The sequence below is a fragment of the Dokdonella sp. genome (genome assembly GCF_044227025.1).
GTDB lineage: Bacteria > Pseudomonadota > Gammaproteobacteria > Xanthomonadales > Rhodanobacteraceae > Dokdonella_A.
In genome coordinates, this window is record NZ_JBGAFX010000002.1 from 371,260 (window position 1) to 382,038 (window position 10,779).

At 67.8% G+C, this 10,779-nt stretch carries 9 protein-coding genes; 8 read left to right on the forward strand and 1 reads right to left on the reverse strand.

Annotated elements, in window-relative coordinates; genetic code table 11:
- The first annotated feature begins 94 nt into the window (after nt 1-94).
- The 4 genes from ACILRJ_RS05955 (at nt 95) to ACILRJ_RS05970 (ending at nt 2,503) form a co-directional block, all read left to right on the forward strand.
- Nucleotides 95-511 carry a plastocyanin/azurin family copper-binding protein gene (locus ACILRJ_RS05955; protein ID WP_395681364.1) on the forward strand — a complete coding sequence of 139 codons (417 nt, stop codon included), beginning with the start codon at nt 95-97 and terminating at the stop codon, nt 509-511.
- A 170-nt stretch (nt 512-681) separates the two neighbouring features.
- Nucleotides 682-807, forward strand: coding sequence for a type B 50S ribosomal protein L36 (gene ykgO, locus ACILRJ_RS05960; RefSeq protein WP_291187865.1), 126 nt, complete (start codon nt 682-684; stop codon nt 805-807).
- A gap of 305 nt (nt 808-1,112) precedes the next feature.
- Nucleotides 1,113-1,466, forward strand: a complete 354-nt coding sequence (locus ACILRJ_RS05965) for a hypothetical protein (RefSeq protein ID WP_395681366.1) — start codon at nt 1,113-1,115, stop codon at nt 1,464-1,466.
- Nucleotides 1,467-1,483: 17 nt separating this feature from the next.
- On the forward strand, nt 1,484-2,503 hold the full coding sequence (locus ACILRJ_RS05970) for an agmatine/peptidylarginine deiminase (RefSeq protein WP_395681368.1): 1,020 nt from the start codon (nt 1,484-1,486) through the stop codon (nt 2,501-2,503).
- 10 nt (nt 2,504-2,513) lie between these two features.
- On the opposite strand, the gene ACILRJ_RS05975 is transcribed toward ACILRJ_RS05970, so the two are convergent.
- Nucleotides 2,514-4,550, reverse strand: a complete 2,037-nt coding sequence (locus tag ACILRJ_RS05975) for a PAS domain S-box protein (protein WP_395681370.1) — start codon at nt 4,548-4,550, stop codon at nt 2,514-2,516.
- 145 nt (nt 4,551-4,695) lie between these two features.
- Here ACILRJ_RS05975 and ACILRJ_RS05980 point away from each other — a divergent pair, with 145 nt between their 5' ends.
- From ACILRJ_RS05980 to ACILRJ_RS05995, 4 genes are read left to right on the forward strand one after another with little or no spacing between them, the layout of a single operon-like run.
- Complete coding sequence (locus ACILRJ_RS05980; protein ID WP_395681372.1) at nt 4,696-5,583, forward strand: carbon-nitrogen hydrolase; 888 nt, start codon at nt 4,696-4,698, stop codon at nt 5,581-5,583.
- On the forward strand, nt 5,580-6,821 hold the full coding sequence (locus ACILRJ_RS05985) for a TraB/GumN family protein (RefSeq protein WP_395681374.1): 1,242 nt from the start codon (nt 5,580-5,582) through the stop codon (nt 6,819-6,821). Before ACILRJ_RS05980 ends, ACILRJ_RS05985 begins: the two co-directional genes overlap by 4 nt.
- Nucleotides 6,822-6,831: 10 nt before the next feature.
- The gene (locus tag ACILRJ_RS05990) at nt 6,832-9,345 is read left to right on the forward strand and encodes a DUF349 domain-containing protein (RefSeq protein ID WP_395681376.1); all 2,514 of its coding nucleotides are present in this window, start codon (nt 6,832-6,834) and stop codon (nt 9,343-9,345) included.
- A 32-nt stretch (nt 9,346-9,377) separates the two neighbouring features.
- The gene (locus tag ACILRJ_RS05995) at nt 9,378-10,766 is read left to right on the forward strand and encodes a coniferyl aldehyde dehydrogenase (protein ID WP_395682048.1); all 1,389 of its coding nucleotides are present in this window, start codon (nt 9,378-9,380) and stop codon (nt 10,764-10,766) included.
- Nucleotides 10,767-10,779: the final 13 nt, after the last annotated feature.

The window sequence follows — 10,779 nt, forward strand, 5'->3', positions numbered from 1 at the left end:
GCCGCGCAACGCACGTGGCTGCAATCCTCGGCGACGATGTACGTCGCCATCACGACAAGTCCCCCAACCACGGGGCAAACACGGAGAACGACCCATGCGCATCCTTCCCTACCTGCTCGCCGCTGCATCACTGCTCGCATTCGCGACACACGCCAAGGCCGTCGACCACGTGGTGCATGTCGGCGGAGCCGGGCTGGTATTCACGCCGTCGAGCATCGAAGCCCTGGTCGGCGATACCGTCACCTTCATCAACGACGGCGGATTCCACAACGTCGCCTCGGATGCCGGAGCGCCGATGACGTTCCGTTGCGCGAATGGTTGCGACGGCGATGCTGTCGGCCCGGCGGACGGAACCCCCTCGGGCACCGTGGGCTGGACCGCAACCATCACGATCTCCCCGGCAGCCGCTCATTCCAGCATCGGCTACCATTGCGAGGTCCACGGCCAGACCATGTCGGGAACCATCTCGGTGACCAATCCGGTCGACCTGCAATCGTTCGATATCGACTGAAGCGGGCTTGTCCGGGCGCGCAGGACGCGCGGCCCGGGCGGCACCTTGCCGGCCCCGGAAGGCCGTTTTAGGGGTCGTTGCGCACGGCCTGCCGGGCACTCTTCCATTGCCAGACAAATTCCCTTACAATTCCGCGCTTTCCGCGTTCAGAAACTGTTGCGAGGCGTTCCATGAAAGTGCTGTCGTCCCTCAAGTCCGCAAAGAAGCGCCATCGCGACTGCAAAGTCGTGCGTCGTCGCGGCAAGGTTTTCGTGATCTGCAAGAGCAATCCGCGTTTCAAGGCGCGCCAGCGCTGAGAGCCATTCAGCTCCTGGTCGCAGAAGAAAGGGCCGCGCAAGCGGCCTTTTTTCTTGACAACAATGCCGCCAAAGCGGGGACACGGCGCGTCTTTTCGGTGACTCAAGACGCTGGAATACCCGCATCGCTCGCCCCTCCAAGACCACCTGCGGGTGCATCGCCGGAGGAACCCCGAATTGCCGGCTGCGACGCTCCGATCAATCTGAAGCCGCAGTCATGGAACCGTATCCCGGGTTCTGTTAAAAAGGCTCCTGCGGGTGTGGGAATCCTCGCAGTTCCTCCTTTCCCTACAAGGATTTGAGCCATGTTTGTGAAGTTTGTTCTCGCGACGGCAGCTGGCCTCGCGGCCGCAACCTTGCTCGCCCCGGCGGCGCATGCCGACACGCTCGATACGGCGTCCGTCAAGAAGCACCACCGCCATCACCGCGGCTCCAACGCGAACGAAGGTTCCAACCTTCCGAGCCGCGGCATGAGCATGGCCCAGGTCGAGCAGCGCTTCGGCGCTCCGAGCGAAAAGCTGGCGCCAGCCGGTGGCGACACGCGCCGCCATCCGACCATCAACCGCTGGCGCTACAACGGCTACACGGTGTACTTCGAACGCAGCCGCGTGATCCACAGCGTGGTCGACGAGGCCGAAGCAGCCGCACCGAAGTCCTGATCCCGATGCCTCCCGCGATGCGCCTGCCTGCGGAATGGGAACCGCAGGCCGGCGTTGTCATTGCGTGGCCCCATGCGGATACGGATTGGGGCCCGCGCCTGCCGCGCATCGAGCGCGCGTACGTCGAGCTCGCCGCCGCGATTGCGCACTTCGAACCCGTGCTTGTCTGTGTCGCCGATGCAGCGATACGCGAGCGCGCGCACCACCTGCTGGCCGGCGCCGGAGTCGATCCGGCGCGGCTGCACTTCGTCGAAGTCGCCTACGACGACACCTGGCTGCGTGATTCCGGGCCCCTCAGTCTGGTGGGCGCGTCCGGCTTCCGCCTGCTCGATTTCCGCTTCACCGGGTGGGGCGGCAAATTCGAGGGCAGTCGCGACGACCGGCTGATCGAAACCCTCATGGCCCGCGGGGTATTCCGCGCGGCCGAACGGCGCAGGATCGATTGGGCGCTCGAAGGCGGTGCGATCGAGGTCGACGGCAACGGCACCCTGCTGACGACCTGGCGCTGCCTGCATCAGCGCCACCCGCACATGAGTCGCGAACAGATGACCGCGTTGCTGCTGGACACGTTCGCGGTCAGTCGCGTGCTCTGGCTCGAACACGGCTATCTCGAAGGCGACGACACCGATGCGCACGTCGACACGCTCGCGCGCTACGCACCCGGCGGCGCGATCGTGTTCCAGACCTGCGACGATCCCGCCGATCCGCACCATGCGGAACTCGCGCGCATGCGCGACGAGATCGCAGGCCTGCGCAACGCCGACGGCGAACCCTATCGCCTGCACCCGTTGCCATGGCCGCGCCCGATCGTGGACGAGAACCGTCGGCTCGCCTCGTCGTATGCGAATTACCTGATCGTCAACGGCGGTGTCGTGATGCCTTCGTACGGCGACCCCGCCGATGCGCAAGCGGCAAGCGTGATCGCCGCCGCGCATCCCGGTCGCGAAGTGGCGATGGTCGATGCACGCGAACTGATCTGGCAGAACGGCAGCGTGCATTGCCTGACCATGCAACTGCCTGCCGGCCTGCTCGCCTGATTGCAGACGATCAGGCCTCCTCGGATTGCCCGGTCGCATCGATGAGTTCGAGCCGATAGGTGCCTCGGCCAGCCTGCTTGGCCTGATACAGCAACGCGTCGGCACGCGCGACCAGCCGCGCCGCGCCCAGAGGACAGGCATGGCAGGCGGCGACGCCGATGCTGGCGCCCATCGTCAAGGTCAGGTTCTCGCTGCGCAATTCGAACGGACGCGACATCGCCAATACCAGTTTGGTGGCGATCGCGCGCACTCGCTCGACGTCGGGAATGCCCTCCATGACGACGATGAATTCGTCGCCGCCTAGACGCGCGACCGCGTCCGATGCGCGCACGTTTTCGCCCAGTCGCGTGGCGAACGCGCGGATCAGGGCATCGCCGACCGCATGCCCGTGGGTATCATTGACCTGCTTGAAGCGATCGATGTCGAGATAGAACACCGACAGCAGCCATTCCTTTTCGCGCGAACGCTCGATTGCGGATTCAAGACGCTCGTAGAAGCCGGCACGATTGATCAGGCCGGTCAGCGGATCGATGCGCGCCAGATGGATCAGGCGCCGCTCCTCGCGCTTCTTCGAGGTGATGTCCTGCACCATCGCATGCACGCCGATCACGCGGCCGTCCTTGTCGGCGGTTTCCGGGATGAAGGTGATTTCGACGCACTGGTAGTCTTCTCCGTCACCTTCCTCGTCCTCGAACACGACACGCTCGCCGGCGAGCGCGCGCACGAGCCAAGGTTCGCGGCGTGCATAACGTTCTTCGCCGAGTACGTCGCGCACGTGCGCGCCGACGATGCCGTCGTCAGCCGCGGAATAGGCACGGCGGAACGCCTCGTTGGCGAACACGAAACGCAGCTGTGCATCAACATAGGCGATCTTGACCGGCAGCGTGTCGGCGACCGTGCGCAGGCGCTGTTCGCTCCGCTGCAGCGCCTGCTCGACCGCGCGCATCGCAGTGATGTCCTGCGCGTAGCCCATCACGTAGGCGGAGCCGTCGGCGTCGGTGTAGCGACGGTTGCGGTATTGCCAGACCAGCTCGGTGCCGTCGCGATGCTGCACCCGCACCTGGCCGGCATCCTCGTCGCCGTTCGCGATGCGTTGCAGGTACTGGTCGATGAGGAAGCGCAGGTGCGGCGCGGCAAGGTCACGCAGCGGCGTGCCCAGCAGCTCGGCGACGCTGCGTCCGAGCGACGCCGCCGCCGCCGGATTCACCGACAGCAGGGTTCCGTCCAGTTCGTGGATGAAGATGAAGCCGGGACTGTGTTCGAAGAAGTCGCGAAAGCGCCGCTCGCTCGCCTCCAGCGCGCGCATCGCGCGACGCTCGGCGGTCACTTCGCGCACGCGCAGCAACACGACTTCGCGCCCCCCGAGTTCCGTGCGTTGGGCGAAGGATTCGACCTCGATCTCGCGCCCGTCCTTGGTACGGTGGCGTCCGACCACCGTGCGTCCGGAAGGCGGCAGTTCGGACGAGGCGCTGCCGCGCGGAAGCAGGTCGGCGAGTTCCATCGTAGCGAACTCGCGTTCCGAGTAGCCGTAGGTTTCGACCGCCGCATGGTTGGCGCTGAGAAACTTCAGTGTCTGCGGATCGCAGATCCAGACTGGATTCGCATCGAGGTCGAACAGCGTTCGCAGGGTCGCATCCTGGCTGCGTCTCTGATGCAAGCACCGCGCGCGTTCGATCATCAGATGCAAGGCGTAGCCCAGCAGGTCGGCGCGCAACTCCGGCAGCACCAGGGCCTCGTGCGCGCCGCGCGCATGCGCGAGATCCAGCAGGCTCCGGTCCCGACGGCGGCTCAAGGCAAGGATCGGCGTGTCGCCTGCGCGCGCCCCAAGCTTGGCGAGATCCTCGATCTGAGGAGCATTGTCGACAGCGGCCACGATCGCATCGAAGCTCTTGTGGGCGAGCCGCGCGATCGCTTCGTGGATGCCCGGGCACTGCGTGATGCCAGCGCCGACACCAGCCAGCAGTGAACGGACCAGAGCCTCCTCGTCGTCGCTGGCGACCAGAAGAATCTCCAGCGATTCGTCCGGACTATCACGGGGTTCGGTCATGCGACCTTCCTACACTGCCGCGCCGGCTTCCACAACTGGTGATGCAGCGGGCCGGCGTCGAGCGGCACGGACGAGCACCGGGCCTGGCATGCTTCCGGTCGACGATCCGCGCTACCATGAACGATTCGGATTTCCACCCTGACCCATGCCCTCGAAAACCCTCAAGGTAGCCCTGCTGCAGGAGACCGATCGCGGCAGCCGCGAAGCGAACCTCGACGCGATCGAGGCCGGCTTGCGCGAGGCGGCCGGCGCCGGCGCCGGCCTGGTGCTGCTGCAGGAATTGCACAACGGTCCCTATTTCTGTCAGCACGAGCACGTCGACGAGTTCGATCGCGCGGAAGCCATTCCCGGGCCGAGCACCGAGCGGCTTGGTCGCCTTGCCGAGGAACTGGGCCTGGTGATCGTTGCCTCCCTGTTCGAACGCCGCGCGGCCGGCCTGTACCACAATACCGCCGTGGTGTTCGATCGCGCCCGTGCGATCGCCGGAAAATACCGAAAGATGCACATTCCGGACGACCCGGCCTTCTACGAGAAATTCTACTTCACGCCGGGCGACCTCGGCTTCGAGCCGGTGCAGACCTCGGTCGGCAGGCTCGGCGTGCTGGTTTGCTGGGACCAGTGGTATCCGGAGGGCGCGCGGCTGATGGCGCTCGCCGGCGCTGACCTGCTGCTCTATCCGACCGCGATCGGCTGGGACCCGGCCGATGCACAGGATGAGAAGGATCGCCAGCGCGACGCGTGGATCACCGTGCAGCGCGGCCACGCCATCGCCAACGGCCTGCCCCTGCTCGCCTGCAACCGCACCGGCTTCGAGCCCGCGCCGGACGGTGCGCGCGGCATCCAGTTCTGGGGTTCGAGCTTCGTCGCCGGCCCGCAGGGCGAATTCCTCGCACGCGCGGCAACCGACCGGCGCGAACTGCTGCTCGTCGACGTCGATCTGGCGCGCAGCGAGAACGTGCGCAGGATCTGGCCATTCCTGCGTGATCGGCGCATCGATGCCTATTCCGACCTGATGCGGCGGTTCCGCGATTGAACGCGCCAGCCGCAGCAAGCGCCGGCTCCGTCGCCGCGAACGTAGACGAAGTGCTGGAGAGCCAGCCGATCGCGCGCGTGCAGCGTGGGGCCATCGAGTACGTCCTGCTCGGCACTGCGCACGTCTCGCGCGTCAGCGCCGACGCCGTGCGCGCGATGCTCGAACGCGAGTCGTTCGATGCGGTCGCAGTGGAACTGTGCGAGCCGCGCTACCAGTCGATCCGTGACCCGGAAGCGTTCCGTCGCCTCGACCTGTTCCAGGTCATCCGCCAGGGCAAGGTCGGCCTGGTCGCGGCGAACCTTGCGCTGTCCGCATTCCAGCGTCGGCTCGCCGAACAATTCGGCATCGAGCCGGGCGCCGAGATGAAGGCTGCAATCGATGGCGCAGACGTACGCGGACTGCCGATCTGGCTGATCGACCGCGAGATCGGCGTCACGCTGAAGCGCGCCTATCACAGCGTTGGTTTCCTCGACCGCATGTCGATCGTCGGCGGTCTCGGCGCGAGCGTACTCACGCGCGACGACGTCAGCGAGGACGAGATCGAGAAGCTCAAGGAAGGCGACCTGCTCGGCAGCATGTTCAACGAGTTCGCGCGTGAATCGCCGCAACTCTACGACGCCCTGATCGGCGAGCGCGATCGCTACATGGTCGCCCGCCTGCGCGAGCAGGCATCCGCGAGCTCCGCGCGGCGCGTGCTGGTGGTGATCGGCGCGGGCCATCTCGCCGGCATGCAACGCGAGCTGGCGAGCCAGAACGAGATCCCGCGGCCGCTGGTCGAGAAGCTCGCGAAAGTCCCGCCGCCGGCGCGTTGGCCGAAATGGCTCGCGATCGGCGTGTTCGTGGTGATCGCCGGCGCGATCGGCTTCGCGTTCACGCGCGGCACGCGCACCGGCGCCGACGCACTGCTTGCGTGGACGCTGTTTACCGGCGGGTTCGCGGCGATCGGCGCGATCGCGGCATTCGCGCATCCGCTCAGCGTGATCGCGGCGTTTCTCGCGGCGCCGCTGAAACCGTTTCGCCCGGGAGTGCCCGCGTCCGCCTTCAGCGCCGGCGTCGAGGCGTGGCTGCGCAAGCCGCGCGTGGCCGACTTCGACACCCTGCGCGACGATGTCGCGCACTGGAGCGGCTGGTGGAAGAACCGCATCGCGCGCACGCTGCTGAACTTCATGTTCGTCACCCTCGGCACCCTCATCGGCGAGTATGTCGCCGGCTTCCACATCATCAGGAACCTGCTGTGAACCCCGCACGATGAAATTGTCCACCCTCTTCAGCAAACCGCGCTGGCAATCCAAGGATGCCGCCAAACGCCGATCCGCGGTGGCCCACGACAACGACCAGGAGCTGCTTTCGAACCTGGGTCGCCTCGCACGCGAAGATGCCGATCCCGGCGTGCGGATTGCCGCGGCCAAGCGTTTGGCGGACCCGGGTGTCGTGCAGGGACTCGCCCATGACGACGCCGACGCCGGAGTCCGCGCGCAGGCGCGTGCCCTGTGGCTGGACCTTCTGACCGGAACGCATCCGGCCGCGCCCTCCGCGACCGAACGCCTGCGCCTGCTCAAAGCACAGGACGACGCCGAACTCGCCGAGCGCATCGCCTGCCACGCGAGCGAGCCGGAGCTGCGTCGCGCCGCGCTCGCGCAGATCAAGCGGCCGACCTTGCTGATGGACCGCGCGCTGGCGGATCGTGACGCCTCGATCCGCCTCGCCCTCGTCGAGCGGTTCGACGACGAGGCTACCCTCGAACGCCTCGCCGACCGCGCACGCAAGTCCGACAAGCAAGTTGCGCGGCGCGCGCGCGAACGCATCGAGGAACTGCGCCTGAATCGTGGCGACGCCGCCACCTTTGAACAGCGTGCGCGCCTGCTGTGCGAGCGCATGGAGCGGCTGCTGAGTGTCCCCGATCATGCGGATGCCGAACGCGAGATCGCCATCCAGTGGGCGCTGCTCTCGCACCCGGCCGCCGAGCCGCTGCATGCGCGCTTCCAGGCCGCCGTCGACCTGCTTGCCAGCAGCCGTGATCCCGCCGCTCGGGTTGCTGCTGCCGTTGCGCCTGCGACGGAATCCCCCGAAAGCGTGGTCGAAGCCAGCACCGAACCCGCGCTGCCGGCCGAGCCCGCGGCGTCGCCCGATCCGGCTGCGACCGTGGTGGCGCCGCTGATTGCCCAGGCGCGCTTTGCGGCATCGCTCGACGAAGCACAGGCGGCCCGCCGCCAGCAGCAGGAACAACAACGCGCGTTGCTCGCCGAGTTGGGTGAGCACCTGCATGCGTGCGCCGCGGCGCTGGAGTCGGGCGCCAGCGCGCAGGCGCACGCGAGCAAGGCGCGCATCGACGAGCTGCGCCGGCGCGTCGAAGCGCCCTTGCCGAAGGCGATCGCCCAGCAACTCGGCGAGGTCGACACACGCTACGCTGAACTCAGCCGCTGGCAGTTGTGGGCCGACCGCCAGCGCCGCCAGCAACTGTGCGGAGAGATCGAGGCGTTGCCGGAACTGCGCCTGCACCCGGACGCCGTCGCGACCAAGGTGCGCGACGCACAGACCGAGTGGTCACGCCTCGATGCCATCGAGGGCGCGACGGCCGCACGCGCAAGCGACCTGCATCGTCGCTTCCACGCCGCGTGTCGCGAGGCGCTCGCGCCGGCGCAGGGCTACTTCCGCAAGCGCCAAGAACTGCGCCAGTCGCAGTCGGCCGCTATCGCAGCGTTGCTGGCACGCGCAGCCGCGCTGGCCGAGGACAGCAGCGACTGGAGCGAGGTCGCCAACTTGCGGCGCGACACCGTCGAGGCATTGCGCGGCCTCGATCGCATCGAACCGCGCGAACGCAAGGCGCTGGCGCAGTCGCTGAAGACGCAGCTCACGGCGCTTGATGCGCGCATCGCGCGACGCGATGCGGAAGTCGAACGCGCGAAGGCAGCCCTGATCGCCGATGCGGAAGCACTCGCGGACGGCATGCCGCGCGGCGCCGTCGCCTCCGCACGCGAGCTGCAGAAGCGCTGGCAGGTTGCCGGCAGCGGGCGGCGCTCGCGTGACCAGGCGCAATGGAACCAGTTCCGCGCCGCGGTCGACCGCGTATTTGGAAAGCTCGACGCCGAACGCGCCGAGCGCAACGCGCGCGAGACCGAAGTGCGCGCGCAGGCGGAATCAGTCTGTGTGGAACTGGAGACCCTGGCCGGCGCAACGGAGCCGCCCGAGCGGGGAGCGATCGGCCGCTTGCAGGCCGCGTGGGACGCGTTGCGCCCGCGCGACGAGGACCTGCTGCGCCGCTTCGGCGAGGCGCAGGCGCGCCTGCGCGAATCGGCGCAACGGCAGGATCGCGAGCGACGCCACCTGCGCTTCCACCGCTGGCTCGAGCTCTATCGGGCGTGCCGTGCCGCGGAACTCGCGGACGGGTCGCCGGAGGCGCAGCACCGCTGGGCTGCGTTGACCGCGGATGCACCGGCCGACGCGCGCCTCGCCGGGCGCTTCGAACGCGCGACGACCGAGGGCCGCCGCCTGCTGCCTGCGGAACTTTCCGACGACGCGCACGTGGTCCTGGTCGAACTCGAAATGCTGGCCGGGATCGAGTCGCCGGCATCGGACCTGGACCTGCGTCGAAACCTGCAGGTCGAACGTCTTTCAACGCGCATGCGCGGCACGCAAGCGGCGGGCGTCAACGAGCAGCTGGATGCATTGCTGACGCGCTGGAGCGAACTGGAGCCGACGCCGGCGCACACCGATGAGCGCTTCGAGCGCGCGCTGCTCGCAGCGATCGAGTCGCTGCCGTGACAGGCGATCCGCTCCTGGCGACCTTCGCGCGCATGCGCGCGGCACATGCGCGCGAGCCGATGCCGACACGCGCCGAACGCGCGCGCCGTCTCGGCGCCCTCGAAGCCTTGATCGCCGACAATCGTGCGGCGATCGCGGAGGCGATCGCGGCGGACTTCGGTCGGCGCCCCGTCGAGGAAACCGATCTGCTCGAAGTGTTCCCGAGCCTGTCCGGCATCCGCCATGCGCGCGCGCACCTGCGCCGCTGGATGCGCCCGCGCCGCAGCTGGGCGGGTTTCTGGTTCCTGCCCGCGCGCATCGAGATCCGGCCCCAGCCGCTCGGCGTCGTCGGCATCATCGTGCCGTGGAACTATCCGCTCTACCTCGCCGCGGGTCCGCTCACCGACGCCCTGGCCGCCGGCAATCGCGTACTGCTCAAGCTGAGCGAATTGACGCCGGCATTCTCGACCCTGTTCGAGGAACTGGTCGAAAAGTACTTTGCCGCCGATGTCGTCGATGTCGTCAACGGCGACGCCGACGTCGCGCGCGCGTTCTCCGCCCTGCCCTTCGACCACCTGCTGTTCACCGGTTCGACCGCGGTCGGCCACGAGGTGATGCGCACCGCCGCCGCGAACCTGACCCCGGTCACGCTCGAACTCGGCGGCAAGTCACCGGCGATCATCGGACCGGATGCGCGCTTCGACCATGCGGTCGAACGCATCGTGCTCGGCAAGCTGCTCAACGCAGGCCAGACCTGCATCGCGCCCGACTACGTGCTGCTGCCACGCGAGCGCGAACGCGACTTCATTGCCAGCGCGAACGCGGTCGTCGCGCGGCTGTACCCGGATCTTGCTGCCAACCGGCAATTCGCCGGCATCGCAACCGAACGTCACCATGCACGCCTGTGTGCGCTGCGAGACGACGCGATCGCCGCCGGCGCGGTCGCCCACGCGCTGGCCGAAGCGCCCGCCGACGCACGCGTGCTCGCGCCGACCCTGTTGACCGGCGTCGACGATCGCATGGCCGTCATGCAGCAGGAAATCTTCGGCCCGTTGCTGCCGCTGCAACCGTACGACACGCTCGACGAAGCGATAGCGAGCATCAATGCACGGCCGCATCCGCTCGCGCTGTACGTGTTCGATGAACAACGTGAAACGGTTGAACGCGTGCTGGAGCAGACCCGTGCCGGCGGCGTGAGCGTCAACGACACGATCCTGCATATCGCCCAGCACAACCTGCCATTCGGCGGAGTCGGCGCGTCCGGCATGGGTGCCTACCACGGCGAGGACGGCTTCCGCACGTTCTCGCGCAGGACGCCGATCTTCCATCAGGCCCGTTTCAACCTGGTCGGCCTGCTGAATCCACCCTACGGCGCGAAGTTCAAGGCGTTGCTGCGGCTCCTGCTCGGCGGCCGCAGCGGGCGTCCGCCGTTCACGCGCTGAGTGCGGCTTGAAC

What these genes read in the sequence shown, in the direction of transcription:
- ACILRJ_RS05955 (WP_395681364.1), top strand. Translation starts at nt 95, where the DNA reads ATGCGCATCCTTCCCTACCTGCTCGCCGCTGCATCACTGCTCGCATTC.
- ykgO (WP_291187865.1), top strand. Translation starts at nt 682, where the DNA reads ATGAAAGTGCTGTCGTCCCTCAAGTCCGCAAAGAAGCGCCATCGCGAC.
- ACILRJ_RS05965 (WP_395681366.1), top strand. Translation starts at nt 1,113, where the DNA reads ATGTTTGTGAAGTTTGTTCTCGCGACGGCAGCTGGCCTCGCGGCCGCA.
- ACILRJ_RS05970 (WP_395681368.1), top strand. Translation starts at nt 1,484, where the DNA reads ATGCGCCTGCCTGCGGAATGGGAACCGCAGGCCGGCGTTGTCATTGCG.
- ACILRJ_RS05975 (WP_395681370.1), bottom strand. Translation starts at nt 4,550, where the DNA reads ATGACCGAACCCCGTGATAGTCCGGACGAATCGCTGGAGATTCTTCTG.
- ACILRJ_RS05980 (WP_395681372.1), top strand. Translation starts at nt 4,696, where the DNA reads ATGCCCTCGAAAACCCTCAAGGTAGCCCTGCTGCAGGAGACCGATCGC.
- ACILRJ_RS05990 (WP_395681376.1), top strand. Translation starts at nt 6,832, where the DNA reads ATGAAATTGTCCACCCTCTTCAGCAAACCGCGCTGGCAATCCAAGGAT.
- ACILRJ_RS05995 (WP_395682048.1), top strand. Translation starts at nt 9,378, where the DNA reads ATGCGCGCGGCACATGCGCGCGAGCCGATGCCGACACGCGCCGAACGC.